This is a genomic window from Marinobacter sp., assembly GCF_033722735.1.
Taxonomy (GTDB): Bacteria; Pseudomonadota; Gammaproteobacteria; order Pseudomonadales; family Oleiphilaceae; genus Marinobacter.
This window is the reverse complement of record NZ_JAWVYN010000013.1, coordinates 80,415-107,355: the sequence shown is the minus strand read 5'-3', so window position 1 is coordinate 107,355 and position 26,941 is coordinate 80,415. Positions and strand designations below refer to the sequence as shown.

Below are 26,941 nucleotides of genomic sequence, written 5' to 3'. Positions count from 1 at the left end.
GACGAACCTGAGAATGGACTGTATGTGCTGGAGGAGTGAATGACGGTTTCTGTTCTGGTCGTGGATGATTCGGGCTTTTTTCGCAAGCGGCTGACCGAGATCCTCAATGCCTCAGACAACATCCAGGTGGTTGGCGTCGCCACCAACGGCCGCGAAGGGGTCGAGCTGGCGGAGAAACTCAAGCCCGACGTGATTACCATGGACTACGAAATGCCGGTCATGGATGGCATTTCCGCCGTGCGCGAAATCATGAAGTGCCGGCCGACACCGGTTCTCATGTTCTCTTCCCTGACTTACGAGGGCGCCCGGGTGACTCTGGATGCGCTCGATGCCGGAGCAGTGGATTTCCTGCCCAAGAACTTCGAGGAGATCGCCAGGGACAGCAGTCAGCTGCAACAGATACTGAAGGACCGGATCCTGGACGTGGCCCGCAGCCGACCCGGTGCCACTCCTGCGCCGACAGTACCGCCGTCCCCCCGTCCCGCCACCCGGACTACAGCGCGACCGGCACCGGCCCCGCGTCCACAGAAGCCGGTGGCTCCCGCGCCGGCCAGGTCCACCGCCGGTAAGCGCGCTGCGCCCCAGAGTTACAGCGTGGTCGCTATAGGCACCTCCACAGGGGGGCCAATCGCCCTGCAGCGGGTGCTCACGGCCCTGCCGGCAGACTTCAAGGCGCCGATCGTATTGATCCAGCACATGCCGGCCAGCTTTACCCCGGCCTTCGCCGATCGCCTCAACAAGCTGTGTCGGGTTGAGGTGCGTCAGGCGGAGGATGGTGACCTGCTCAAGCCGGGCGTGGCGCTTCTGGCGCCCGGCGGCAAGCAGATGATGATCGAGAACCGTGGCGGCCAGGGGCGGGTGCGTATCCTGCCGGGGGATGAACGGTTGCACTACAAACCCTGTGTCGATGTGACGTTCGGTTCACTGGCCCGCAGTTTTCCGGGTAAAACGCTGGGCATCATCCTCACGGGCATGGGGGCGGACGGCAAGGAGGGCTGCCGGATGATGAAGCAGACCGGCTCGGTGGTCTGGTCCCAGGATGAACAGTCCTCGGTGATCTATGGCATGCCGATGGTCGTGGCCAAAGCCGGCCTCAGTGACGAGGTGCTGTCGCTGGAGGAGTTTGGCCCGCGGTTGGTCGAGGGCGTCCGCTGATGGATATCCTCAGTCTGCTCGGAGTCATCCTGGCCTTTGTAGCCATACTCGGTGGCAACCTGCTCGAGGGGGGAGCGCTGAGCTCCCTGTTCAACGGCCCGGCGGCGTTGATCGTGATCGGCGGTACCCTGGCGGCTACCATCCTGCAAACCTCCTGGCCGATCCTGAAACGGTCCTTTGTTCAGGCCCGTTGGGTGTTCCTGCCGCCGTACATTGGCATGGAGGATGGCATCGGCAAGGTCATCGACTGGAGCGTCAAGGCCCGCAAGCAGGGGCTGCTGGGCCTGGAGGGGCTGGCAGAGCGGGAACCGGAGCGGTTCGCCCGCAAGGGGCTGCAGTTGCTGGTGGATGGCTCCGAGACCGAATCCATCCGCAGCATCCTGGAAGTGGAACTGGAGTCCCGGGAGCAGCGGGATCTGGATTCCGCCAAGGTGTTCGAGGCGATGGGGGGCTATTCCCCCACGATTGGTATTATCGGGGCGGTCATGGGCCTGATTCAGGTCATGACCAACCTGGAAGACCCGGAAACTCTGGGCAGCGGCATCGCCACGGCCTTTGTGGCAACCATCTACGGGGTTGCCCTGGCCAACCTGCTGTTTTTCCCGGTGGCCAACAAGCTGCGGGGAATCGCCCGGGAACGGTCCCGCTACGAGGACATGATGATCGACGGCATCGTGGCGATTGCCGACGGGGAGAATCCCCGCTCCATCGAACTGCGCCTGCGCGGTTTCCTGTCCTGAATTCCTTACCCGCCGAAGGCGTGATTGGGCTGACTCGCTATGAAACGGCTGCGACACACCGAAGAGGATTCCCACAACAAAGAGCGCTGGCTGGTGTCCTACGCGGACTTCATTACGCTGCTGTTTGGCTTCTTTGTGGTGATGTACTCGGTTTCCTCGGTCAACGAGGGGAAGTACAAAGTGCTCTCGGATACCCTGACGGGGGTGTTTAACGCGCCCCAGCGGTCGCTTGATCCGATTGAAGTGGGGGAGCAGACCCAGTCCGCCATTCCCGCCGATGGTCAGGCGGTGATCCCGCCGCCGGTGACTGCAGCCCCCAGCCATCAGCAGGACGGTGCACGGGCCCGGACCGCCTCACTGCGGGCCATGTCGCAGCAACTGGCCCTGGAGTTCGACGAGCTCATCCAGCAGGGGGTGGTGACCATGGAAACCAGCGATGAATGGCTGGAGCTGAGCCTGCGAAACAGCCTGTTGTTCAGCAGTGGCGACGCCGAGCCCCACTACGACGCCTTCCCGGTGGTGGAGAAGATCGCCGGCGTCCTGCGCGACACGGACAATGCCATCCGGGTGGAAGGCTTTACCGACAATCTCCCGATTGGAAACGCCGCCTACCCCTCCAACTGGGAGCTGTCCACCGCCCGTGCTTCGGCGGTGGTGCGCATGCTCGCCATGGAGGGGATCGCCCCAGCGCGCATGGCCGCCGTCGGGTACGGGGCCCATCAGCCCGTTGCCCGCAATGACACCGAGGAAGGCCGTAAACGCAATCGCCGCGTGGTCTTGCTGATTTCCCGCGATGCCAGTATTCGCGGAGCCATGCGTTAGCACCGGTTCGCTGCGGACGAATATTGGCACGCTTCGTGTATCCCTGGGTCAATGTGATTTTGGTTGGCAAGACTTTGCCGTTAAGTAATAGCCGGTCTGGCCGATAACACAGGTATAGATTCTGGAGTTTCCATAGTGCGAATTTGGGCGGTAGCCAATCAAAAAGGGGGCGTCGGAAAAACGACGTCGGTGGTGGCGCTGGGCGGCTTGCTGGCGGAGCGTGGCAAGCGGGTACTGGTGGTGGACCTGGACCCCCACGGCTCACTGACCAGCTGGTTCGGGCATGATCCCGATGGCCTCGCCCACAGCGTATTCGACCTGTTCCAGCACCAGGGCAAGGTGCCCGAGGGGCTGCCGGCGCAGCTGGTCACCGAGACCAGTTGTCCGGGGCTGTCGCTGTTACCGGCGAGCACCGCCCTGGCGACGCTGGAACGGAGAATGGTGGGGGTTGAGGGGATGGGGTTGATCGTATCCCGGGCCCTGGCCCAGTTGTGGGACGACTTCGACTTTGTCCTGCTGGACAACACCCCGACCCTGGGGGTGTTGATGGTCAATGCCCTGGCCGCAACCCAGCATCTGGTAATCCCGGTGCAGACGGAGTTCCTGGCGATCAAGGGGTTGGAGCGCATGCTGCATACCCTGGAAATGGTGATGCGGTCCCAGAAGAACCAGCTCGACTACACCATCGTCCCCACACTGTTCGACCGCCGGACCCAGGCCTCGGTCAAGAGCCTGAACCTCCTGCGCAAGACCTATACCGATCGCCTGTGGCGTTATGCCATTCCGGTGGACACCAAGTTCCGCGATGCCAGTCAGGCGGGGCTGGTGCCTTCGGCACTGGATACCGAAACCCATGGTGTTCGGGCCTATCGTCACCTGCTCGATGACCTGCTGGCCCGAACCGGATCCCGGGGTACCCCCAGATGATCGTCGGGAATTTGACACAGCGGTGCCGTGGCCGTGAGGAACCGTGACATGACCTCAGGCCGGAAAACTGGACTGGCGGATCCCGATTACGCCCTGGCCAGCTACCTGGACGAGCTGCTGCACACCGCCACGGATGCGGCAAAGGACCAGGAGCAGGACTCGGGGGCGGCCGAGCGGACGGCGGAGCCACCACCGGCTGACCAGGTGGTGGAGCCGGCAGTGGAGGTCTCGCCAGAGCCCGCCCCCGCTCCTGTCGCGGCCGCGCCACAAACCGACGTCGCCGACGCGACGCCATCAGCGCTGGCAGAGCCTGCGGCGCGCGAAATACCGGTGGCTCCGCCAGCCCCGGCTCCGGAGATTCAGACTGTCCCGTCGAAGCGTCCGGAGCAGGGCGAGCCGGACGCCCGGCCGGAATGGTCCGAGCGGCCCTTCGAATGCCTGCTCTTCCGGGTGGCCGGCCTGCAGCTGGCGGTGCCGCTGATCCTGTTGGGGGCGATTCATCGCCTGGAAGAAGATGTGAAAGCCATGCCCGGCAGCCCCAGATGGTACATGGGCATCCTGCCGGAGCGAACCCAGAATCTCCGGGTGGTGGACACGGCGGAGTGGATCATGGCCGGGCGCGTGCCAGCGGGGGCCCGGGATCACTACCGCTTTGTCATCCGGCTGGATAACAGCGAATGGGCGTTGGCCTGCGATGACGTGGCCCAGTCCTTTACCCTGGATCCGGATCAGGTGCGCTGGCGAACCTCGCGCAGCAAGCGTCCCTGGCTGGCGGGGACGGTGGTCAGCCACATGTGCGCGCTGATCGACGTAAGCACCATGGCCCGGCTACTGGTCCGCGCCGAGCGGGAACACCACCTGAGCCTGGAGTAGTGTTGGCAGGGCCGGGCGGGGCATCGAAACACCGCCTCCGTCCGGCTGTTACTCAATGACACCGTGTGATACTGGCACGGTTTGTGCCCTTAACTATAGTATTGGGCACTGACGATGAATTTTTGACGATCGGGTTGCCCACCACGGGCGGCCGGTGGAGGAGACGAATACATGGCTTCCCAGAGTGGACAACAGAATCAGGCCCAGGACGATCAGGTACTCCAGTACGTCACGTTCCGGCTGGACGACGAAACCTACGGTATCGACGTCATGCAGATCCAGGAAGTGTTGCGTTACACCGAGATCGCCCCGGTACCCGGAGCCCCGGACTACGTCCTGGGCATCATCAACCTGCGCGGCAATGTGGTCACGGTGATCGATACCCGGCGCCGTTTTGGCCTGGCCGAGGCAGAAGTCACCGACGCCACGCGCATCGTGGTGATGGAATCCGCCAACCAGGTGATGGGCATCCTGGTGGATTCGGTGGCAGAGGTGGTGTACCTGAAAGCCAGTGAAATTGAGACGGCACCCAACGTGGGTAACGAGGAAAGCGCCAAGTTTATCCAGGGTGTCTGCAACAAGAACGGCGAACTCATCATCCTGGTGGAGTTCGAGAAAATGCTGTCCGATCACGAGTGGGCCGAAATCGCCGCGCTCTAGCCGCCCGTAAGGGCTTGGGAGCGGGAGACGGCCGCCTCGGGGACATCGCTCAACGGAGGATATACCTATGCCGGCATCCTGGACCACACTTGCTCCCTGGCTACTGACCGCTGCTGTGCTGGCCGTCATGCTGGTGCAGTCGGTCGTCACCCAGCGCCAGATTCGTACCTTGCGGGCTCAGCTCAAGTCCCGCTGCGACAGTCTCGGCCGTGAGCTCCACGCCACCGGTAGCGGCAGTATGGGGGTCGGCCATCGGGTCGTCGCGTGCGAGCGGCAGCTGCACGAAATGCGGGGCCTGCTGGATGAGATGCGACAGAACGATCCCCTGAGAATCTCCTACGACGAGGCGTCCCGCCTGGTGGAGTTGGGGGCGGACGTTGACGACCTGATGAATACCTGTGGCATCTCCCGGCCTGAGGCGGAGCTGGTGTCGGCCTTGCGCCGGAAAAGTGCGGCCTGAGACCGTTACGACCTCGGGCTCACGTCATCCGGCGTCCTGCCCTGCAGGTTGAAGGCAAACGCCAGGATTTCGGCTATCACTCGGTAAAGGGTCTCGGGAATCTCGTCATTCAGTTCCAGCCGGCTGAGTATCCCTGCCAGTTCGGCATTTTCGTAAAGTGGAACCCCGTGTTCCTGGGCAATCCGGATGATTTCTTCCGCCAGTTCCTCGGTGCCGGTGGCGGCAATGGTCGGCGCCCGCTGACCATCGTACTTGAGGGCAACGGCGGCGTTGCCCCGCTGGCGCCCGGTGCCGGTGGAATTGGAATCGGTCATGCCTTAGTGTCTACCAGTCGATGCTCAAGTTGGGTTTTCGCCGCGCCGGGTTGCCCCCTGCGGCACTCCAGGTCCACCACTTCCAGACCGAGGTCGCTCAGCCCCCGTTGCAGGGTGCCGAGTTCTTCCTTCACCTGGGTCAGCGTACGCTGCCGTTCCGCCCAGACCCGGGCCGATACCTGGTGCTGGCGCAGCGAAACCTCAAAATACAAAGGCCCCAGCTCATCCAGTTCCATGGCTAGGGTGAAGCGCCATTCGGCGACCTGTCTGCGGGTGGCGGGGCCGTTGTCCTCGCGTTCCTCGTAATGCTCGAGGCGCAGTTGGGCGAGGCGGGGCTCGGCGTGTGCATTGAGCCAGGGCAATTCCATCAACCAGGTTGTGGTCGGTGCCGTCCCCTCAGTCGGGCCGCGGCCAGACAGGGCCTGACTGTGAAGCTGATTGACCGACACCCGGTTCAGCATGCCCGCCAGTACCCGCAACATCTGGCCGACGGTGATGCCGTCGGCCTTGCCCGAGGTGGGAGGCTGGAGGGTCGTGGGGAACTGCAGTGGTGCCTGGACCAGGTCCGGACTGGTTATCGGTGTCAGGCGGTTGAGCTGCTGGACGCTGTCATCGCCGCGGCTCGCCAGCAGCGCGGCAACGATGCGACCCAGGGCCAGTTTGAGGTCGGGGGTGGTCGGATTGACGGTTTGCGCGAGCCGGGCTTCGCTGAACAGGCCGCTGTCCGCCAGCCACTGCCGGATCTGCCCGGCGCCCTCCGCGCCTTCAGGAGCGCGGGCCAGGGAACCTTGCGTGGGCAATCGGGCAATCAGTTGCGCAATGGACTTCTGGGCGTCCGGCGGCAGCTCGGCTCCCTTGGGAGCAACCGGCGAGGCGCTTGGCGAACCGGACAGGGTCGACATCAGCTGGGCCAGACCGGTATCCACCCGGTGCTGCCAGGGCAAACGCTGGGCCAGGGCCTGGGCAATCTGGGCCTGGGGCGTCGGTGCCAGCTTGCCGAGCAGTCGCAACTCGTTGCCGGCCCGCATGACCTTGACCAGGTCTCCCACCTCCAGCTTGGTATCCCCGATGGCGGTATTGACCGCCAGGGACTTGCCGCGGATTTCCAGCACCAACTGTTCCACCTTGCTCTGGGATTGCCGCACGATCTCGGAGACCCGCGCCAACGCCGTGGACCGGGCCGCCAACTTCAACTGGTCGAGCTGAACCCTGGCACTGGCGAGACTGTCGATCGCGCTGTGCTCTGGGCTGGGAGTCGGTGCCTTGGGGGTCCCGCCCGACGCCGCTGGCGGGGGGGGAGAGGGCGGTGTGCCGTTGGGTAGCTTCATGGGAACCTAATTGTGGCCGGACAAGGGCAATCTGACCCCGCTTTGGGTATAATACCGCGCGCTGGAAGTGGTGAACTTCCTAAAGCTTGCCCCCCAATGGGGCTTTTTTCAATGTCCAAGCCGTTACGCAGTGACTTGAGTGACTGATGTTATGGGAACGTGTAGCCAACTTCATGTAAAGGGGAGAAGGCGACCGTGACCGGTTGGTCAAGGCATTGCCGATGTTCTGAGGCCCTGATGACCGAGCCGCTTTTACAGGCTGTCGATTTACAGTGTGAACGTGACAATCGTGTTCTCTTTCAGGGGCTTGGCTTCTCCATCGAACCCGGCAGCATTACCCGTGTTGAAGGACCGAATGGTGCCGGCAAGACCACCCTGCTGCGCATTCTGGCTGGCCTTAACGACAGTTACAGTGGCGAAGTCCGTTGGCTGGGCGCCCCGCGACATCATCGACGGGAACAGTTTTTGCGCAATCTTCTCTATCTGGGCCATCGACCGGGCATCAAACCGCTGCTGACCCCCCTGGAAAACCTGCAAGCCCTGACGGCGGCGCGTCGCCCGGTGAACGGCGACACCCTTCGGCAGGCACTGGACGGTACCGGCCTGCACGGTTATCACGACGTGCCCTGCCGGCAACTGTCGGCGGGGCAGCAGCGCCGGGTGGCGCTGGCCCGGTTGCTGATTTCTGATGAACCCCTGTGGATCCTGGACGAAGCCTTCACCGCACTGGATGCCCACGGTGTGGCGGGAGTGGAACGGTTGCTGGTACAGCATGCCGAGCAGGGCGGGGCGGTGGTGGTGACCACCCATCACGACCTCGAGTTGCCGGGAATGGCCCGTTTACGACTCGGGCAGGGAGGGGCTGTCAATGACGGGTAATGCGCCAAGGGTCAAAGTTGCGACAGTCCATGTCGGCACCGGCCATGCCATGTGGGCGGTGGTGCGGCGTGACCTGCGCTCCAGTTTCCGCCAACGGCAGGATTTGCTGAACCCGCTGTTGTTCTTTTTCATGGTGGTGACCCTGTTCCCCTTAGGTGTTAGCCCGGAAGTGTCATTTCTCCAGCAGGCCGGAACCGGTATCCTGTGGGTGGCGGCGCTGTTGTCAACGCTGCTGTCGTTGGATCACCTGTACCGGCACGACTTTGACGACGGCACGCTGGAGCAGATGGTGCTGCAACCGCAACCGCTGTTCCTGCTGGTCCTGGCCAAGAGCCTGGCCCACTGGCTGTTGACCGGGTTGCCACTGGTGGTGCTGGCGCCGGTATTGGGCGTCATGCTGCACCTCGAAGGGAACTCCATTGCAGTTCTATGTCTAACGCTGCTGATCGGCACTCCGGTACTGAGCCTGATCGGCGCGATCGGGGCGGCACTGACCCTGGGTCTCAAGGCCGGAGGGGTGCTGCTGTCGTTATTGATCATACCGCTGTACATTCCGGTGCTGATCTTCGGCACCGGGACCGTGGCAGCGGCAACCGAAGGCGCGCCGGTGCAGGGCTACCTGGCCCTGATGGCGGCTTTTCTGGTGCTGGCGCTGACTCTGGCCCCGTTTGCGGCTGCCTCGGCGCTCAGGATCAGTTTGTCGAACAGTTAACCGGAAAGGTCGATAGGAAGGTAATTACCGGATGTGGACGCTTTTTCACAAGTTTGGCTCGCCCAAGTGGTTCTACGGCATGGCCAACAAACTGATGCCCTGGCTGCTGGTCCTGGGTGTCGGACTGTTGGTGGCGGGGCTGGTTTGGGGACTGGCCTTTGCCCCCAAGGATTACCTGCAGGGCAACAGTTATCGCATCATCTTTATTCACGTACCCAGCGCCTTCCTCGCCCAGTCAGTCTACATCATGATGGCGGTGGCCGCGCTGGTGACCCTGGTCTGGCGGATGAAGCTCGCCGACCTGTTTGTCCGCTCGGTGGCACCGGTTGGCGCGGTGCTGACGTTTCTGGCCCTGTTCACCGGTGCGGTGTGGGGCAAGCCCACCTGGGGCACCTGGTGGATCTGGGATGCCCGGCTCACCTCCATGCTGATCCTGCTGTTCCTGTATTTTGGCGTCATTGTGCTCGGCAGCGCGATCTCCGACGACAAGGGCTCCGCTCGCGCGGTGGCGGTGCTGATCCTGGTGGGTGTGGTGAATATCCCGATCATCAAGTATTCGGTGGAGTGGTGGAACACCCTGCATCAGCCCGCCACCTTCAAGCTGACCGAAAAACCCAGCATGCCGCCGGAGATGTGGGTACCGCTGTTGCTGTCGGTTCTCGGTCTTTACCTATGGTTTGGCTGGTTGGCCTGTTATCGAATGCAGACCGAGATTCTGTGGCGTGAGCGCCGGACCCGCTGGGTCCGGGATCTGGTCCAAGAAGGGGGGCACTGATGATGGCGTTTGATTCACTCTCCGCCTTTTGGGCCATGGAAGGACATGGGCCCTATGTCTGGGTGTGTTACGGCGCCTTCGTGCTGTTCCTGTCCGGTCTGGCCTTGTGGTCCCGTTCCCGCCGGAATGCCGTACTTCGTGAGCAGCGTCGGCTGCTCAGACTGGAGGAGGCCGGTGCCCCTGCCCAGGCACCCGCTGCCGCCAGCTTTTCCCGAATTCATCCATCCTGAGGTCGAGTAGCTATTGTGGCCATGCATCCGCTTCGAAAAAAACGACTGACCGTCATCCTGTTCCTGCTGGTCGGGGTGGGTATTGCGGTGGGTCTGACCACCTACGCCCTGCGGCAGAACATCAATTTGTTCTACGACCCCAGCCAGATTGCGGCCGGCGAGGCGCCGACCGAGGTCCGCATCCGGGCCGGCGGCATGGTCGAACAGGGCTCGGTGGTGCGCGCCGAGGAGGATCTCACGGTGAGCTTCAAGGTGACGGACTTTGCCTCCTCGGTGCCGGTTCAGTACACCGGCATTCTGCCGGACCTCTTCGCAGAAGGGCAGGGCGTTGTCGCCGTGGGCCGCCTGCAGTCGGACGGGATATTTGTCGCGGAGCAGGTGCTGGCCAAACACGATGAAAATTACATGCCGCCGGAAGTCAGCGACGCCCTGAAAAAAGCCGGTGTCGAAAGCCCCTATGCCGAATCCGGCCCGGCACAGTGAGGTAGCCTCGATGTATCCCGAACTTGGTCAATTCAGCCTGATCCTGGCCCTGTTGCTTGCCGGGCTTCTGGCAACCGTACCGCTGGTGGGGGCGATTAGCGGCCGGGAACAGCTGCAGGCCTTCGCGCGGCCCCTGGCCAGCGGCCTGTTTGTGTTCGTGGCCATTGCCTTTGGCCTGCTCACTCACGCCTTCGTGACGGACGATTTCTCCGTCGCCTACGTGGCCAACAACAGCAACAGCCTGTTGCCCTGGTACTACAAATTCAGTGCCGTGTGGGGCGGGCACGAGGGCTCCCTGTTGCTATGGATCCTGATGCTGACCGGCTGGACCCTGGCGGTGGCGGTGTTCAGCCGGCGACTGCCAACGGTGATGATTGCCCAGGTGCTGTCGGTGATGGGCATGGTATCGGTGGGCTTCCTGCTGTTCATCCTGATCACCTCCAACCCGTTTGATCGCCTGTTGCCCAATGTGCCGGCCGACGGCGCCGACCTCAACCCGCTGTTGCAGGACTTCGGCCTGATTGTTCATCCGCCGATGCTCTACATGGGCTACGTCGGCTTTTCGGTGGCCTTTGCCTTTGCCATTGCCGCCCTGATCAATGGCCGGCTGGATGCGGCCTGGGCCCGCTGGTCACGGCCCTGGACCACCGTGGCCTGGTCGTTCCTGTCTGTGGGCATCGCATTGGGTAGCTGGTGGGCCTACTACGAGTTGGGCTGGGGCGGCTGGTGGTTCTGGGATCCGGTGGAGAATGCTTCGCTGCTGCCCTGGCTGGCGGGGACCGCATTGGTCCATTCCCTGGCGGTGACCGAGAAACGGGGCGTCTTCAAGTCCTGGACGGTGTTGTTGGCCATTGTGACGTTCGCCCTGAGCCTGCTGGGCACCTTCCTGGTCCGCTCCGGCGTGCTGACGTCGGTCCACGCCTTTGCCTCCGACCCCACCCGGGGCGCCTTCCTGCTGGGTCTGCTGGCCATCACCATCGTCTCCAGCCTGGCGTTGTATGCCTTTCGGGCCCCGGTGGTGCACACCCGGTCCCGCTATGGGGCGCTGTCCCGGGAAATCTTCCTGTTGCTGAACAATGTGCTGCTGGTGGCGGCGATGCTGCTGGTTCTGGTGGGGACCCTGTACCCGCTGGTGCTGGATTATCTGGGGGCGGGCCGCCTGTCGATCGGCGAGCCGTTCTACAACGTCACCTTCAGCCCGCTGGCGATTGCGGTCGGCTTCCTGCTGGGGGCGGGGATCTTCTCCCGCTGGAAACGCACCGACGGCGGCTGGCTGGGCCGCAAGCTGCTGTGGCCGGCCGCCATCAGCCTGGTGCTGACCTGCGCAACCCTGGTGGTGTATGGCGGTTTCTCGCCCTGGGCCTTCGCCGGCTTGCTGTCGGCGTGCTGGGTGGCGGTTGCCACGTTCCTGGACCTGTGGGACAAGTCCGCCTCCCGCCATGGCCGCTGGCACGGTCTCAAGCGCCAGTCCCGCAGCTATTACGGCATGGTGCTGGGCCATCTGGGCGTGGCCATCACCATGGCCGGGGCCACGGTGGTGTCCAACTACGGGGTGGAACGGGATGTGCGCATGAGCCCAGGCGATACGGCGGAGATCGGCGACCTGCGCTTCACCTTCAGCGAGGTCGGACAGCGCCAGGGGGCCAATTTTGTGGCCCAGTACGGCCGGTTCGACATCACCCGGGATGGCCGGCTGATTGCGACGCTGTACCCGGAGAAACGTCAATACCGGGTTCAACGTAATGTGATGACCGAAGCCGGTATTGATGCCGGTCTGACCCGCGACCTGTTTGTCGCGCTGGGTGAGCGGGTCGGCGATGATGCCTGGGCCGTGCGCCTGCAGTACAAGCCGCTGATCCGGTGGCTGTGGCTCGGCGCGCTGTTCATGGCGGTTGGCGGTGCGCTGGCCATTGCCGACCGGCGTTACCGGATCAAGGTGCGTTCAGGGGCGACTGCCAAGGCGGCTCGCCGCCCTGGTGGTCAGGACGAAGGAGTGGCGGAAGCCGTATGATGAGACGCGTATTGATGTTTATCCCGGTGTTGCTGGCGGTTGCCCTGGGCATTGTCCTGTTTGCCGGAATTGGTAAGGACCCGACCCAGCTGGAATCGGCGCTGATCGGCAAGCCGGTGCCGGTGTTCTCCCTGGCGGATCTGCAGGATCCGGACCGGGTCCACCATGACGATGTGTTCCAGGGCGAGGTCTCCCTGTTGAACGTCTGGGGCACCTGGTGTCCCTCCTGCCGGGACGAACACGACGACCTGGTGTGGCTGGCCCGCGACGAAGGTGTGCGTATCGTCGGCCTCAACTACAAGGACAACCGGGACCTGGCCCTGGAATGGCTGGATAAGCTGGGCAACCCATACGCGCTGAGTCTGTACGATCCGCAGGGCAGGCTGGGGTTTGATCTTGGTGTTTACGGTGCGCCGGAGACCTACGTGATCGATGCCGACGGCATTGTCCGTTACCGGCACGTGGGCGTGATCACACCCCGGGTCTGGCAGGAGACCCTCCGGCCCGTGGTCGACCAGTACGCCAAGGAGGGCTGATGCGTCCTTTCCTGATTGCCCTCTGGCTCCTGATAATGCCGCAGGTGGTGCAGGCCACCACCGATGTGTATCCGTTTGAATCCGCCAGCGAACAGGAGCGGTTTCGTGAGCTGATCTCGGAGCTGCGCTGTCCCAAGTGTCAGAACCAGAACATCGCCGACTCCGACGCGCCCATCGCCAAGGACATGCGCGATGAGGTCTATCGGATGATGCAGGATGGCGCCACCGACCAACAGGTGACCGATGCCCTAGTCAGCCGATTCGGTGAATTCGTGCTGTACAAGCCCGATTTCAATCAGCGTACGGCGCTGCTGTGGGCAACCCCATTGCTCGCGGTCCTCGGTGGCCTGCTGGTGGTGGTCGGCCTCGTCATACGGGCCCGCCAACAGGGTGGTGCCGAGCCGCCCCTGTCGGAAGAAGAACGTCGTCGGGCGGAGCAGCTGCTGCGCGATCGGGACGGTGGGGTCTGATCCCATCTCTCCGTGTCTACTGAACCCGTTTCATTGAGTGATTAATGGCCCATCTATGACAACCACTTTCTGGCTGGCCGCAACGGTCCTGATTCTCCTGGCCCTGGCCTTCGTCGTTTACCCCCTGTTCTTCGCGCGTTCTGTTCGACAGGATCATACGGATCTGCGTCAGCAGAACTTGCTGGCCTATCGCAGCCGACTGGAAGAGCTTGACCGGGAGCTGGCCGCTGGCATTCTCGACGCGGAAGGTCATCGCCAGCTCAAGGACGAACTGGAAGGCAGCCTGTTGGACGATGTCAGCAGCAGTGGCACGGCTAAACCGATTCGCGGAGGTCGCCGTACCTCGGCGGTGGTCGTCGCTCTGGCCAGCCTGATCGTGGTGCCTGCGGCGGCGGTCTACCTGTACCAGCAATGGGGTGCCATGGACCAGGTGCAACAGTACCGGTCAATGCTGGCGATGGCGTCCGACGACGACAACCGGCTCGCGCAGATGGAGCAACTGACAGCACAGCTTCGCGAGCGGCTGCAGGCCAGCCCGGACAACCCGGACGGCTGGGCCATGCTGGGTCGTTCCTACATGCGAATCGAGCGTTACCCGGAGGCCGCCTGGGCGTTTGAGCGTCTGGCCTCGGTGGTGCCGGACGACCAGGCACGGGCGGTGGCCTGGGGTCTGTCGGCCCAGGCGCTGTTCTTCGACTCCCGCGGTGAGCTGACCGAGGCGGTGAGCCGTGCCATTGACAAGGCCCGTGCGCTGAATCCGGACGAGGTGAATGCCCTGGGGTTGTTGGGCATCAATGCCTTCAGCAAAGAACAGTTCCGGGATGCCATCGACTATTGGGAGAGAATCGTCGCCGTGGCTCCGGACCATCCCCAGCGAGCGGCCATTGAAGAAGGGATCGACCAGGCCTACCAGGCCCTCGGGCTGGACAATCCCGCTGCGACTGCGGCACAGGCGGAGGCTGAATCCGCGGGGGTAACGGTGCGCGTGGAGCTGGCCGAGGCGCTGACGGGCGAGGTGCCGCCGGACACCACCCTGTTTGTGATTGCCCGCTCTCCCGGGGCGCAGGGAGCACCACCGGTTGCCGTGGCCCGCCGTCGAGCGGCGGATCTGCCGCTGCAGCTCCACCTGGACGACAGTTTCGCAATGAATCCGACCCTGCGTATTTCCGACCGGGCGGAGGTGGTGGTGAGCGCCCGGTTGTCGATGTCCGGCAACCCATTGCCGCAAGCCGGGGACTGGCAGGGCCAACTGGCCGACCCCGTGGCGGTCACGGCGGAGCCACAAGCGCCGGTCACCGTCACCATCGACCGCCAGCTGCCCTGACGGTCTTGCCTCGCAACTGCCCCCCGGCTTCGGGCCGATCAGCTCCGACCGGTCAGGCCGGCGGGGTAGAGTGGGGGCAGCCCCTGATCCTTCGGAGCTCCGGCAGCCGGCCGCCGCAACCCCTTCAAAAGTTCTACCAGTCGTTCACCGTGCCATTCCGATGCGGCGGGCTGCGTCGCGTTGCGGGCAAAATGGTGGCCCTGCAGTCGATTGAGCTGGTCTGTCAGCTCGTCATCCTGTAGGTGCGCCAGCAGCTCGGACAGGGTGTGAAACCGGCGCCGGCCCTGGTACCGGTTGTACCATTTCAACAGCAATTCCGGGGTGTCGGCACGCCCCTGGCGAGCGGCGCTGCATACCACCTGGAATAACGCCTGTTCGCCCGTGGCCGCCCTGGGCGAGACCGGTGCCGGTGGCCTGGTGGTGGCTCGCCGACGCCACCACAGCAGCAGGGTAGCGAGCCAGCCACAGGCCAGCACCAGACTGATCCAGGGCCATGGCCAGCCGTTGGCGGAGGTGGAGGCGACCGGCTCCGCGGAGACGGCGGGCTGAGGCGGTTCGGGCTCTGGAAGCGTAGTTGGCGCTGCCTGTGCACCGACAATGGTCAGGGTGCGGGCGGGCAACACGGCGACTTTCTCACTGTCGGTGGTGGTATCCCACCAGGGAATGCGGATTTCCGGCAGGACCACCTCGCCGGGTGCGACTCCCACCAACGCCGACGACTGGGTGAGGCTGCCAATCAGGCTACTGGCACCGGCCTCGGTGTGGCGCTCGGCCTGGTCGGGATAGGCCCGTAAGCCGTCGGGGACCTCCGTGGGCAACGGGGGCAGGGCTTCGGCAGTCAGGCCCTGGGCCTTGAGGGTGAGGGTGCGGGACAGGTTCTGGCCCTGGTCGATGGTGGGGGCGCTGGGCAGGCCGGTTTCGGTGAGGGTCAGACTGCTGGCCGGTAGCCAGGTGCCGCCGGAAAACTCGGCGGGCGGTGCCTGCACCGGGATCTCGAACAGCTCCGCGCTGTCCCGAAGGTACCTCAACTGGCCGGTGGGCGCCCGGCTCTGCCCTTCGAACCGCAGTGGCGGGAAGGTCAGGGTACCCGGCTGCTGCGGGAAAATGGCGTAGCGGCGCTCCACCACTCGGTATTCCCGGCCGTCGCGGAACCGTTTGTATTCCCGTTGGGTGCCCAGGGTTTCAATCAACGCGGTGGGGTGTTCCGGTTCCGATAGCTCGCCCCGGATCAGGTTGCCGGTGAAGAACAGCCGCACTGTCACCACCAGTTGTTCCTGTACGTACAGGCGGTCCTTGTCGGCGGACAGCTCGATGAAGGCCGGCTTCGGGTTGCCGGCGGCATCGGGTGCGGTGCCGGCCTTGACGGTAATGTCGATGGGCTCAGAAGTCGCGCCCTTGAAGCTCAACGCCGGAATCTGCAGGTCCCCCGTGCGGGTGGGCGCGATTTCGAAGGTCCAGGTGACGTCGCCGTGCATTTCCCCGTTGATGGTCTGGACGCTGTAGCGCTGATTCTGGGACAGCACCTTGAAATCCGGCTCCAGCTTGTCGATATCGGGCATCGGCAGATCCGGCATGCCAAGATCGAAGATGTTGTCCAGGCTGAACGACAGCTTCATGCTCGATTTCACCACCAGGGTCAGGGTTTCGCCTTCGTAGAGTTCGGTTCGGCTGGGCTCCACCGTCAGGTTGGCGGCATGGGCCGGCAGCAGCGGTAGCATCAGCAAGACCAGTAGTATTTTCAGGCGGCTTACCATGGTGTGTCGCTCTCATCGGGTTGGGTGGCTCGGTCCTGGTATTGGTGCAGGAACTTGCGTCGCAGCAGGCCGCCGGGGTCGTCCGGCACCCGCCGCAGCCACTGTTCCTGGCCCTGGCTCAGGGGGGAGGTGTCCAGCTCGCCCAGCGGCGCCGGTTGCCCTTCGGGGGGCTGCTGGTCTTCGTCACCGCTGCTCGTTCGGCTATCGGCGTCGGTGTCCTCAGGCGGCTCGGCACTCGACTCGTCTTGCTGTGACGGTTGCCCCTGTTGCTCTCCCGGCGAGTCGCCCCGGCGCTTGTCCTGGGGGCTGTCGGAGCTTTGTTTGTCGCCGTCGCCTTGGTCACCGTCACCGGACGAGGGCGGCGACTGGCCGTTGCTGTCACTCTCCGCTGGCGGATCCCCCTCGCCGTTCTGTGGATTCTGTTGGCTCTGGCCGGATTGCTGTTGCTGCTGTTGATCCAGCAACTGCTTGACCAGATCGCGGTTGGCCCGGGCGTCGGCATGGTCCGGTGCCCGTTCGAGCACGGACTCGTAGCCGGCCAGGGCCTCCTCAAGCTCGCCGGCCTTGGCCAGGGCGTTGGCGCGGTTGTAGGCGGCGGATACGCTGTCGGCAGCGGCAAAGGCCTGAGCGGCCGCCTCGTAGTCGCCGGCCCGGTACAGGGCGCTGCCCTGCCACTGGGGATCTTGGAAACGTTTGGCCGCAGCCTCGGGATCTTCGGCAATCAGGGCCTCGCCCCGCTGGTCCGGGCGGCTCCACAGGTCGTCCCACTCCAGTGCCAGGGCGGGTCTGGGCAGCGTTGGCAGGACCACGGCGGTCAGTAGCAGCAACAGCGTGCCCCGGTGCCAGCCCAATAACAGCAGGGGGAGGATGGCCCACAGCAGCCAATAGCCGTCATCCTGCCAGCGGGCGACGGTCAGGTCCCGCTCGGCGTCCTGCCAATCGTCGCTGTCTTCAGAGCTCAATTGCAGCGCCTGGATGTCCCGGCCATCGAGGGTCAGGGGATGACTTTGTCCTCCGCTGGCCCGGGCCAGCTCTGCCAAGCGGGCGGGATTGGCCTTGCTCACCACGATCTCGCCCTGGTCCCGAATGAAGCCACGCCGGGCCAGCGGGATGGGGCCACCGCTCTCGGTGCCGACCACCAGGGTGTCGAGGGGGTAGGGGGCGCCATCGAGCCGGCGGACGATGGCATCCCGGTAGCGGGGATGGACATCGTCGGTGATCAGCAGCATGCGTCCCGAACCCGGGGCGCCATTCGCCAGCAAGGCCAGCGCCTGGGCCACCGCCAAATCGGCCCGGTTGCCGGTGGCCGGCATGATCAGTGGATCGAGGGCATCGAGCATGCCTTCGATGGTGCGCTGATCGTCGGTCAGCGGCGCCACCACGTGACCATCCGCGGCGTACACCACCAGGGCGGTCAGGCTGGCCCGGCGAACCGCCAGGATATCGCGTACCTTGCGCTTGGCCTGGGTCAGGCGGTCCGGCTGCACGTCGGTGGCGAGCATCGACAACGACAGGTCTAGGATGATCACCAGGCTGTCGTTCTGGCGTTGCAAGGGTGTGGGCGCTTCGCGCCAGGCCGGGCCGGCAAGGGCCAGTGAAAGCACCGCCACCGTCAACGCCGGGAGGATGACCGGCTTGCCGCGGTTGGCTCGTCCGTTGCTGCTGCTCCCCACCAGGGGCGCCAGCAGGTGGGCGGGAATAATGCGGGCCCAACCGCTGTCACCGCTGGCACGGAACCGCCACAGCAACGGTAGCAGCGGGATGACCAGCATCAGCAGGAGCCAGGCGGGACGCAGGAAATGAAAGTCAGCCATGGCGCAACTCCCGTTTCACGGCGGCTATGGCCACCATTAGTTGCAACATCAGCCAGATCGTTGTCGCGATGCCAGCCGGCCAGAAGAACAGTTCGGTCACCGGCCGATAGAACTGGCCGTCCAGTTCGATGGGCTCCAGCTGGTTGATGCTTTCGTAGATCAATTCCAGTTCGGGCAGGCTGCGGGCCCGAAAATAGCGTCCGCCGGTCTGTTCCGCAATGCGCTTGAGCAGTGCCTCGTCCAGGTCCCGGGACGGATTGATTCGCCGACCGCGCTGAATCAGGGACTCGGCACCGATGCCGACGGTGTAGATGCGCACGCCGGCATCCCGGGCAATGTCGGTGGCGGTGTCCGGGGCCACCTCACCGGCGGTGTTGGCGCCGTCGGTGAGCAGGATCACCACGCGCTGGCCTTCCGGGCGGTCCCGCAGACGCTTGATGGCCAGGCCTATGGCATCGCCAATGGCGGTGGCCCGGCCGGCCATGCCAATGCCGGCTTCGTCCAGCAGGGTGTTGATGGTCTCGTGGTCGAAGGAGAGCGGCGCCTGGATGTAGGGCTGGCTGCCGAACAGCAACAGCCCCAGGCGATCCCCCTGGCGCTTGACGATGAACTCCCTCAACACCCGCTTGACCGCCTGCAGCCGGTTGATGGTGCGCCCCTGGACCACCATGTCGCGCTCGTCCATGCTGGGGGATATGTCCACCGCCAGTAACAGGTCGCGGCCGGTGATGGGCATCTGCACCTGCTCGCCCACCTGTTGGGGCCGGGCAAGTGCCACCACCAACAGGCCCCAGGCGATCAGTAGCAGCCAGCGGTGCCACGGCGACAGGCTGTCGCCCTGCCGGCTGACACCGGGCAGGTCACGCAACCAGGGCTCCACCGGCAGCACCGGGGCTTGGACCGGGCGCTGACGCGCTTTGCGGAGGCGGGCCAGCAGCGGCAGTGCCAGCAGGATCAGTAACCAGGGATAGGCCAGCGTCAACATCGTTGCCCCCTCAGCCATTGGCGGCTGACCGCCAGGGCCTGGTCGGGATTGCAGCTCGGCCGTGGTTGCCAGCTGCTGGCGACCAGCGCCGCCACCACCGGCCGGGCGGCGATGCGGTCCCTCGGGCTGGTTTCCAGTAGAAAGTCGATCCAGCTCTGGCCACTCAGGGCTTCGGGAACCCGGTCCGGATACCGGTGGCGGGCGCTCCGTTTCAGTAGCTCGTTAAGGCGGACAAACCAGGCGGTATCCCGGCGTTGCTGTTCCGCCAGGGCGTCCAATTCCGCCAGTGCCAGGGCAATCCAGCGATTGCGGCGGTGTTTGCGTACCAGCCAGATCGCAAGGACCGTTACCAGCACCATGACGATCAGTGCCAAGGCCCACCAGCCCGGTGCCGGGGGCCAGAAACCACCGGGTTCCGGCAGGTGGATGTCGCGTAGTTGGCTCAAAGGGTCCTGTTCCATGGTGTCGCGGGTTACCTCAGTTGGCCACGGGGGCCCAGCGCTGATTTCAGGATCACCGCGGGATCATCCGCGGTTGAGACCGCCTGGACTTCCACCGCCGACCGGCGGAAACACTGCGCCAGACGGGCTTCGTGCTGCTGGACCCGGGCGGCAAACGCTGCCTGCAGGCGAGAGTCACTGGCGTCAAACCACAGCGGGCCGTCAGGACTGGCCACGGCGTAGCGCCCCGACTCGGGCAGCGCCTGCTCGAGTGGATCTAGGATCCGCAATGCCGTGACCGTATTGTGGCGCGAGAGACTGGCCAGCAAGGCAGTGGTGTCGTCGGTTACTGAAAGGAAATCGCTGAGTACGAACACCCGGCCACCGGTGTGGCTTACCCGCAGGGCCTCCTGCAGGGCCGTATCCAGAGTGATCGCTGCCGGCGTACTCGGGCCACGAGGGGGCAGCGGATCGTCCGGCTGGTGCTGGAACTCGGCCAGATCGTCCAGCAGCCGGAGCACCGTTTTCTTGCGCCGGGCGGGGCGTAACACATCGATACGGCGGTCGTTGAACACAATACCGCCGACCTGATCGCCGGACCAGAGCCCGAGCCAGGCCAGCAGGGCCGCCAACTGGGCGCAACGGACCTGTTTGTACGCCCCCACACTGCCGAAACACAGCGAATTGCCCAGCTCGCAAATCAGCAGCAGCGGGCGCTCTCGCTCTTCTTCGTAGAGCTTGGTGTGCGGCGTCTGCCGGCGCGCGGTGACCCGCCAGTCGATGCTGCGAATGTCATCGCCGGCCTGGTATGGACGGACTTCCGCGAAGGCCATCCCCCGTCCCTTGCGCGGTGAACGCTGCAGACCGGCCTGTCGGCTGCTGACCGGGCGGGCACTCGGCAGGCGCAAGGCCCGGGCATCGGCCTGCAGCCGGATCAGTTCGGGCAGGGTGATGTGGGTGGCGGTATCCGGAGCCCTCATGGTAGCGGACATAAACGCCTCAGGCGGACACCGGGACGGTATCGATCAGTCGCTGAATGACCGTGTCGGGCGTCATGCCTTCAGCTTCGGCCTCGAAAGTCAGCAGGAGCCGGTGACGCAGCACATCAAACGCCACGTTTCGGACATCGTCGGGGGTCACGTAGTCCCGTCCACTGAGCCAGGCCAGGGCACGGGCGCAGCGGTCCAGGGCAATGGTACCGCGGGGGCTGGCGCCAAAGGAGGTCCAGCGGTCCAGCTCCGGGTCCAGGCTGGCCGGATCGCGGCTGGCGAGGATCAAGGCAAGCAGGTAGTCCTCCACCGCCTCGGACATGAAAACATCGGCGATGGCGCGCCGGGCCTCGAATACCTGGTCGGCCGTCAGCCGCACGTCAACCGGCGCCAGGCCGGCGTTGTACTCGTTCCGGGCCAGGTGCAGGATGGCCCGCTCGGCTTCGGGTGACGGGTAGTCGATCACCACGTGCATCAGGAAGCGGTCGAGCTGGGCCTCCGGCAAGGGGTAGGTGCCTTCCTGTTCGATCGGGTTCTGGGTGGCCATCACCAGGAACAGTCGATCGAGCGGGAAGGTCCGAAGGCCAACGCTCACCTGCCGCTCGCCCATGGCCTCCAGCAGGGCCGACTGCACCTTGGCCGGTGCCCGGTTGATCTCGTCGGCCAGCACCAGGTTGTGAAAGATCGGCCCTTTCTGGAACTCGAACTGGCCGGTCTCCGGGCGGTAGATCTCACTGCCGGTCACATCCGAGGGCAGCAGGTCGGGGGTGAACTGAATGCGGTGAAAATCCCCCTCAAGATGATCCGCCAGGGCCTTGATGGCGGTGGTCTTGGCCAGCCCCGGAGCACCCTCGACCAGCAGGTGGCCGTCGGCCAACAGGGCAATCAGCAGCCGTTCCACCAGTTTTTCCTGACCGATGATCCGTTTGGCCAGTTGATCCCTGAGTTCCCCAAAGGTGTGCTGTAGCGACATCGGCAGATTCTGCTCCATAGGTGTATTTGCGGACCTTAAAAGTTGTTCCAGTTTTCGGGGCTGGTCGGCAAAAATCAAGGGCTTGACTATGCTTGTGTGACAGCCCCTGGGTTTGCGCCCGGCGATCTGTGGTCAGGAAGGCGCGGATCGCTGGCGGTCGGGTGGCAATCGTCGGTTTGCTCCGGAAGATTAACATTTCATTAAACTGACCGAGGTTGATCATGAACGCGCTGACTGTGGCCAGCAAAGAGCAGTTTTTAGAACAGTTGTCGGAAGCATTTGCTGAAAAGATCGAAAAATCGGAAGCCAAGCGACTCAATGATTTTGCCGTCCAGTACCTGTCCCACATGCCACTGGACGAACTGGTCAGTCGACGATTCTCGGATACCTACGGTTCCATACTGGCGGCCTGGCAGTTCTTCCAGACCCGCAAGGCGGACGAGTCACCGGTTGCGGTGTTCAACGCCGACCTGGAGAGTGACGGCTGGCAGTCACCCCATACCATCATTTTTATCCTGCACCCGAACATACCGTTTCTGATCGACTCCATCCGGATTGCCATCAACCAGCGGGAGATCGGTATCCACACCATTCACCATGCGGTGCTGCAGGTGGACCGTGATCGCAGCGGCAAGTTGAAGAAACTGCATACCCGCAAGCGGTCCACCAAGAAGACCGACTACGAAGCCTTTATCGTGCTGGAAATCGACCGGCACAGCGATCCCAGGGACCTGACCGAACTGGAGGAGGTGTTCCAGGGCGTGCTGCACGAAGTCCGCATCGCCGTTGACGATTTCCCGCTGGTCACCGAGAAGATCGAGCAGTGTATTCAGGAACTGGACACCACGGCCGCCAAAATCAGCGATGAGGACAGGGAAGAGGCACGGGCCTTTCTCAAGTGGCTGTCGCAGGACCGCTTTACCTTTCTGGGTTATGACGAATACGACTTCGCCAAGGACCGCAAGGGCACCGTCGTCCAGCGGGTGGCCAATTCCGAGCTGGGGATTCTGCGGGTCAACAACGAGCGTCCGGACAAGGTGCGGTTGAGCGAGATGCCCAAGCGCACGCGGCAGGAAATGACCCGCACCGAGGACATCTTCATCTTTGCCAAGTCCGCCCAGCGTTCCCGGGTGCACCGACCGGCCTATCCCGACTACATCGCGGTCAAGAAGTTTAATGACAAGGGGGAGGTGGTTGGCGAACACCGGTTCTTGGGCCTGTACACCTCCCGGGTCTACAACGAGCGTCCGGACGAGATTCCCTTGCTGCGGCGCAAGGTGGAAGCGGTGATGGCCAATTCCGGTTTCCTGAGGGACGACTACGCCGGCAAGGAGCTGGAACAGATCCTGGTGGTGTACCCGCGGGACGAGCTGTTCCAGATTGATCACCAGGAACTGCTGAAAACCGCCCTGGACATTCACTACATCCAGGAGCGGCGCAAGGTGCGGTTGTTCATGCGGGAGGATCTGTACGCGCAGTTTGTCACCTGCCTGTGCTTCTTTCCCAGGGACATCTATAACACCGAGCTACGGTTGAAAGTGGAGCAGGTACTGTGCGAGAGCCTGGAGGCCCAGGACATCGAGTTCGTGACCCATTTTTCCGAGTCGGTGCTGGCACGGGTCCAGTTCACCGTCCGCGTTCCCCGGGTGGAAAACCGCCAGCTGCCCACGGCTGAGCTGCAGGAACGGATCATCGAACTGGCACAGTCCTGGCGCGACGGTCTGGACGAGGCCCTCAGTGAGACCTACGGTGAGGAGCGGGGCAACGAGATCTTCCATCTGTTCAGTTCCGCCTTCCCCGCCTCCTATCAGGATATGTTCTCGCCCCGGCGTGCGGCCATCGATCTCGAATACATTACCGGCGTGGTCAACAACAAGCGGCTCGGCATGAGTTTCTACCGGGCGCTCGAGGAGGCCGAGAGTACCTTCCACTTCAAGCTGTTCCACCCGGACGAGCCGCTGCCGCTGTCCGACGTGATGCCCATCTTTGACAACCTGGGGTTCCGTGTCATTGGTGAACATCCCTTCGAGGTGGTGGATCGCAATGACCGCACGGTGTGGATTCACGACTTCTCCCTGGAGGCCGGCAGTGGGGTGGTGGTGGATATTCACCGCATCAAGCCGATCTTCGAGGACCTGTTCCGCCGGGTATGGTATGGCGAGGCGGAGAACGACAGCTTTAACCGGCTGCTGCTGTCGTCGTACATGGGCTGGCGGGAAATTGCGTTGTTGCGTACCTACGCCCGCTACATGCACCAGATCCGCATCTCCAACAGTCAGACCTTCATCTCCAACACGTTGGTCAATCATGTGGAGCTGGCGCGGCTGCTGCTGGAATTCTTCGAGGTCCGGTTCAATCCGGACCGGTACGGCAGTGACACCAAGAGCGTGGCGGGCCAGCAGAAACTGGAGATTGAATTCACCTCCGAACTGGACAGCGTTGAAAATCTCAGCGAAGACCGGGTGCTGCGGTTGTACCTGGAGCTGATGCAGGCAACCCTGCGCACCAACTACTTCCAGCTCGATAAGGACCAGCCCAAGAACTACATCTCCCTGAAGTTCGACCCGGCCAGCATTCCCGATATGCCACTGCCCATGCCGATGTTCGAGATCTTTGTCTACTCGCCCCGGGTGGAAGGCGTGCATCTGCGGGGTGGCCGCGTGGCCCGGGGCGGCCTGCGCTGGTCGGACCGTTTCGAGGACTACCGCACCGAAATCCTCGGCCTGGTCAAAGCCCAGCAGGTGAAGAATGCCGTCATCGTGCCGGTGGGGGCCAAGGGGGGATTTGTCGCCAAGAAGCTGCCGGATCCCTCGGACCGCGATGCCTTTCACCAGGAGGGGGTGGAAGCCTACAAGTGCTTTATCCGGGGGCTGCTGGATGTTACCGACAACCTGGTGGACGGCGAGATCCGGCCGCCTGATCGGCTCATCCGTCATGACGAGGACGACCATTACCTGGTGGTGGCCGCCGACAAGGGTACCGCCACCTTCTCGGACATTGCCAACGGCCTGGCGGCCGAGTATGGCTTCTGGATGGGCGATGCCTTCGCCTCTGGGGGCAGCAACGGTTACGATCACAAGAAAATGGGCATCACCGCCAAGGGCGCCTGGGTGTCGGTGGAGCGGCACTTCCGGGAACTGGGGATCAACCCGGCGACCGATGAATTCACCGCCATTGGCATTGGGGATATGGCCGGAGACGTGTTCGGCAACGGCCTGCTGCGCTCGGACAAAACCAGGCTGGTGGCTGCCTTCAACCACATGCACATCTTTATCGATCCCGAGCCCGATCCGGCCAAGAGCTACGCCGAGCGGGAGCGGTTGTTCGCCATGCCCCGTTCCGCCTGGAGCGACTATAACCCGGAGCTGATCTCCAAGGGGGGCGGCGTGTTCAGCCGAAGCGCCAAGTCGATCCCGGTCAGTGCGGAGATGAAGAAGCTGCTGGATATCAAGGCCGACCGGGTGCCCCCGAACATGCTGATCAGCCATATCCTCAAGGCCCAGGTGGACCTGCTCTGGTTTGGCGGTATCGGCACCTACGTCAAGGCGGCCAGCGAGGCACACGGCGATGTCGGGGACAAGGCCAACGATGGCCTGCGCATCAACGGCTCGGAGCTGCGTTGCAAGGTGGTGGGCGAGGGCGGCAACCTGGGCATGACGCAGCTGGGGCGGATTGAGTATGCACTTCGGGGCGGACGCCTGAACACCGACTTTATTGATAATGCCGGTGGTGTGGACTGTTCCGACCACGAGGTCAACATGAAGATTCTGCTCAACGGCGTGGTGGCCAATGGCGACCTGACCGAGAAGCAGCGCAATCAGTTGTTGGTTGAGATGACTGACGATGTGTCCCAGCTGGTGTTGAAGAACAACTATCGCCAGACCCAGGCGCTGAGCATCGCCAACCTGGAGGCTGCGACCCGGCTGGAGGAATACCGGCGGTTGATGAACTCGATGGAACAGGCGGACAAGCTCAACCGGGACTTGGAGTTCCTGCCGGATGATGAAACGCTTACCGAGCGCAAGCTGGACAAGAAGGGACTGACCCGTCCCGAGTTGTCGGTTTTGATCTCCTACGTCAAGGGCGACCTGAAGCAGACACTGATCGACAGCGACCTGCCCGATGAGCCCTTGCTGACCCATGAAATGCACAAAGTCTTTCCCCAGACCATGGTGAAGAAGTTCGCAGCGGAACTGGACGCCCACCAGTTGAAGCGTGAGATCATCGCCACCCAGGTGGCCAACGATATGGTCAACCACATGGGGATCACCTTCGTCGAGCGTCTGAGCCAGTCCACCGGGGCATCGTCGTCAGCCATTGCCCTGGCTTGGATCATCGCGCGGGACATCTTCCGCCTGGACACCTGGTGGGACAAGGTGGAAGCGCTGGATTACAAGGTCCCGGCCCAGTTGCAGATGGAACTGATGAACAGCCTGATGCGCCTGATCCGGCGGGCGGTGCGGTGGTTGTTGCGGAACCGGCGGGCCGAGCTGGATATCGAGACGCACATGGACCGCTTCTCCGAGAGTATTGGCCTGATTGCGGCCAACCTTGGGGAATACCTGGGCGAGCAGGCGAAAGCCGACTGGAGCAAGAAGAATGAGGCGCTGGTGGCCAAGGGGGTACCCGAGGATCTGGCCGCTGTGGTGTCCGGGTGTGACTACCTCTATTCCACCCTCGGCATTATTGAGGCGAAGGAAGCGACGGGCATGCCGTTGAAGTCCGTCGCCAACCTCTACTACACCCTGGGCGACAAGCTGGAGCTGACCTGGTTTGCGAGCGCCATCGCCGACCTGGTGCCCGCCTCCCACTGGCAGGCCCTGGCCCGGGAGAGCTTCCGCGAAGACCTGGATTGGCAGCAGCGGGCCCTGACCACGGGGGTCCTGAACCTGGCCTGCCGGGTGGAAGGGGCAGAGAAATGCGTCGAGAGCTGGATCGCCCAGTACAAGCCGATGGTCAAGCGCTGGCGCAGCATGCTCACCGAACTCAAGGGGGTTCGTGAACCGGAGTACGCCATGTTCTCCGTGGCCCTACGCGAATTGCTGGACCTGGCCCAGAGCACCATCCACACCTCGGTGGGGCAGGAGGGGGCGGTGTCCAGCTGATGCCGCCCCGAGCGGGCGGTGGTGTCCACCTGGGAGCTGCTGTCTGGTTGCGGCAGGGCTCAGGGGTGCCAGAAAGTGACCGATTATTGGCATGAAGAATGTCAATAAATGTCAAAAAATCGTGAATCACGTCAACATGTGACCCTCCTCGTCGCTTGTATACTGTCCCTGTAGATTGAGGA

25 protein-coding genes are annotated in these 26,941 nt (G+C 63.6%); 17 read left to right on the top strand and 8 right to left on the bottom strand.

The genetic code is table 11. From position 1 onward, the window contains the following. Positions 1-39: 39 nt before the first annotated feature. The 7 genes from R3175_RS11435 (at position 40) to R3175_RS11405 (ending at position 5,637) form a co-directional block, all read left to right on the top strand. On the top strand, positions 40-1,155 hold the full coding sequence (locus R3175_RS11435) for a chemotaxis response regulator protein-glutamate methylesterase (RefSeq protein ID WP_318944404.1): 1,116 nt from the start codon (positions 40-42) through the stop codon (positions 1,153-1,155). Continuing rightward, complete coding sequence (locus tag R3175_RS11430) at positions 1,155-1,895, top strand: flagellar motor protein (protein WP_318944403.1); 741 nt, start codon at positions 1,155-1,157, stop codon at positions 1,893-1,895. The genes R3175_RS11435 and R3175_RS11430 overlap by 1 nt, the downstream gene beginning before the upstream one ends. A 39-nt stretch (positions 1,896-1,934) precedes the next feature. Beyond that, positions 1,935-2,717: a flagellar motor protein MotD gene (gene motD, locus R3175_RS11425; RefSeq protein ID WP_318944402.1), complete on the top strand. Its 783-nt coding sequence runs from the start codon at positions 1,935-1,937 to the stop codon at positions 2,715-2,717. Positions 2,718-2,852: 135 nt separating this feature from the next. Then, the gene (locus R3175_RS11420; RefSeq protein WP_318944401.1) at positions 2,853-3,644 is read left to right on the top strand and encodes a ParA family protein; all 792 of its coding nucleotides are present in this window, start codon (positions 2,853-2,855) and stop codon (positions 3,642-3,644) included. A 48-nt stretch (positions 3,645-3,692) separates the two neighbouring features. Beyond that, positions 3,693-4,517 carry a chemotaxis protein CheW gene (locus tag R3175_RS11415; protein WP_318944400.1) on the top strand — a complete coding sequence of 275 codons (825 nt, stop codon included), beginning with the start codon at positions 3,693-3,695 and terminating at the stop codon, positions 4,515-4,517. 171 nt (positions 4,518-4,688) lie between these two features. Continuing rightward, the gene (locus tag R3175_RS11410; protein ID WP_318944399.1) at positions 4,689-5,177 is read left to right on the top strand and encodes a chemotaxis protein CheW; all 489 of its coding nucleotides are present in this window, start codon (positions 4,689-4,691) and stop codon (positions 5,175-5,177) included. A gap of 67 nt (positions 5,178-5,244) precedes the next feature. Beyond that, positions 5,245-5,637: a DUF2802 domain-containing protein gene (locus R3175_RS11405; protein WP_318944398.1), complete on the top strand. Its 393-nt coding sequence runs from the start codon at positions 5,245-5,247 to the stop codon at positions 5,635-5,637. A 5-nt stretch (positions 5,638-5,642) separates the two neighbouring features. Here the strand turns inward: R3175_RS11405 and R3175_RS11400 are convergent, their stop codons facing one another. Both R3175_RS11400 and R3175_RS11395 read right to left on the bottom strand, forming a co-directional pair. Next, on the bottom strand, positions 5,643-5,951 hold the full coding sequence (locus tag R3175_RS11400) for an EscU/YscU/HrcU family type III secretion system export apparatus switch protein (RefSeq protein WP_318944397.1): 309 nt from the start codon (positions 5,949-5,951) through the stop codon (positions 5,643-5,645). Next, positions 5,948-7,279: a flagellar hook-length control protein FliK gene (locus R3175_RS11395; protein ID WP_318944396.1), complete on the bottom strand. Its 1,332-nt coding sequence runs from the start codon at positions 7,277-7,279 to the stop codon at positions 5,948-5,950. The genes R3175_RS11400 and R3175_RS11395 overlap by 4 nt, the downstream gene beginning before the upstream one ends. A 237-nt stretch (positions 7,280-7,516) precedes the next feature. Here R3175_RS11395 and ccmA point away from each other — a divergent pair, with 237 nt between their 5' ends. From ccmA to ccmI, 9 genes are read left to right on the top strand one after another with little or no spacing between them, the layout of a single operon-like run. Further along, positions 7,517-8,158: a cytochrome c biogenesis heme-transporting ATPase CcmA gene (gene ccmA / locus R3175_RS11390; RefSeq protein ID WP_318944395.1), complete on the top strand. Its 642-nt coding sequence runs from the start codon at positions 7,517-7,519 to the stop codon at positions 8,156-8,158. Positions 8,159-8,207: 49 nt separating this feature from the next. Further along, a complete protein-coding gene (gene ccmB / locus R3175_RS11385) occupies positions 8,208-8,870 on the top strand; it encodes a heme exporter protein CcmB (protein ID WP_318944420.1) in 663 nt (220 codons plus the stop codon). Between the two features lie 31 nt (positions 8,871-8,901). Beyond that, positions 8,902-9,645 carry a heme ABC transporter permease gene (locus tag R3175_RS11380; protein WP_318944394.1) on the top strand — a complete coding sequence of 248 codons (744 nt, stop codon included), beginning with the start codon at positions 8,902-8,904 and terminating at the stop codon, positions 9,643-9,645. Further along, on the top strand, positions 9,645-9,875 hold the full coding sequence (gene ccmD / locus R3175_RS11375) for a heme exporter protein CcmD (RefSeq protein WP_318944393.1): 231 nt from the start codon (positions 9,645-9,647) through the stop codon (positions 9,873-9,875). Before R3175_RS11380 ends, ccmD begins: the two co-directional genes overlap by 1 nt. Before the next feature lie 21 nt (positions 9,876-9,896). Beyond that, positions 9,897-10,358, top strand: a complete 462-nt coding sequence (gene ccmE, locus R3175_RS11370; RefSeq protein WP_318944392.1) for a cytochrome c maturation protein CcmE — start codon at positions 9,897-9,899, stop codon at positions 10,356-10,358. Between the two features lie 10 nt (positions 10,359-10,368). Beyond that, entirely contained in the window at positions 10,369-12,369 is a 2,001-nt protein-coding gene (locus R3175_RS11365) for a heme lyase CcmF/NrfE family subunit (protein WP_318944391.1), read from the top strand. After that, on the top strand, positions 12,369-12,905 hold the full coding sequence (locus R3175_RS11360; protein ID WP_318944419.1) for a DsbE family thiol:disulfide interchange protein: 537 nt from the start codon (positions 12,369-12,371) through the stop codon (positions 12,903-12,905). The genes R3175_RS11365 and R3175_RS11360 overlap by 1 nt, the downstream gene beginning before the upstream one ends. Further along, positions 12,905-13,375, top strand: coding sequence for a cytochrome c-type biogenesis protein (locus tag R3175_RS11355; protein ID WP_318944390.1), 471 nt, complete (start codon positions 12,905-12,907; stop codon positions 13,373-13,375). The genes R3175_RS11360 and R3175_RS11355 overlap by 1 nt, the downstream gene beginning before the upstream one ends. A gap of 55 nt (positions 13,376-13,430) precedes the next feature. Continuing rightward, positions 13,431-14,699: a c-type cytochrome biogenesis protein CcmI gene (gene ccmI / locus R3175_RS11350; protein ID WP_318944389.1), complete on the top strand. Its 1,269-nt coding sequence runs from the start codon at positions 13,431-13,433 to the stop codon at positions 14,697-14,699. 38 nt (positions 14,700-14,737) lie between these two features. Here ccmI and R3175_RS11345 read toward each other — a convergent pair whose 3' ends face one another. The 6 genes from R3175_RS11345 to R3175_RS11320 are packed head-to-tail and all read right to left on the bottom strand — an operon-like array spanning position 14,738 to position 21,654. Beyond that, the gene (locus R3175_RS11345) at positions 14,738-16,453 is read right to left on the bottom strand and encodes a BatD family protein (protein WP_318944388.1); all 1,716 of its coding nucleotides are present in this window, start codon (positions 16,451-16,453) and stop codon (positions 14,738-14,740) included. Next, positions 16,447-18,267: a VWA domain-containing protein gene (locus tag R3175_RS11340; protein WP_318944387.1), complete on the bottom strand. Its 1,821-nt coding sequence runs from the start codon at positions 18,265-18,267 to the stop codon at positions 16,447-16,449. The genes R3175_RS11345 and R3175_RS11340 overlap by 7 nt, the downstream gene beginning before the upstream one ends. After that, positions 18,260-19,252, bottom strand: a complete 993-nt coding sequence (locus R3175_RS11335; protein ID WP_318944386.1) for a VWA domain-containing protein — start codon at positions 19,250-19,252, stop codon at positions 18,260-18,262. Before R3175_RS11335 ends, R3175_RS11340 begins: the two co-directional genes overlap by 8 nt. Beyond that, positions 19,246-19,698 carry a DUF4381 domain-containing protein gene (locus tag R3175_RS11330; RefSeq protein ID WP_318944385.1) on the bottom strand — a complete coding sequence of 151 codons (453 nt, stop codon included), beginning with the start codon at positions 19,696-19,698 and terminating at the stop codon, positions 19,246-19,248. The genes R3175_RS11335 and R3175_RS11330 overlap by 7 nt, the downstream gene beginning before the upstream one ends. Positions 19,699-19,724: 26 nt before the next feature. Next, the gene (locus R3175_RS11325; RefSeq protein WP_318944384.1) at positions 19,725-20,684 is read right to left on the bottom strand and encodes a DUF58 domain-containing protein; all 960 of its coding nucleotides are present in this window, start codon (positions 20,682-20,684) and stop codon (positions 19,725-19,727) included. Between the two features lie 7 nt (positions 20,685-20,691). After that, positions 20,692-21,654, bottom strand: coding sequence for a MoxR family ATPase (locus R3175_RS11320; protein WP_318944383.1), 963 nt, complete (start codon positions 21,652-21,654; stop codon positions 20,692-20,694). Positions 21,655-21,875: 221 nt separating this feature from the next. Here R3175_RS11320 and R3175_RS11315 point away from each other — a divergent pair, with 221 nt between their 5' ends. After that, entirely contained in the window at positions 21,876-26,759 is a 4,884-nt protein-coding gene (locus R3175_RS11315) for an NAD-glutamate dehydrogenase (protein WP_318944382.1), read from the top strand. The last annotated feature ends 182 nt before the right edge of the window (positions 26,760-26,941 follow it).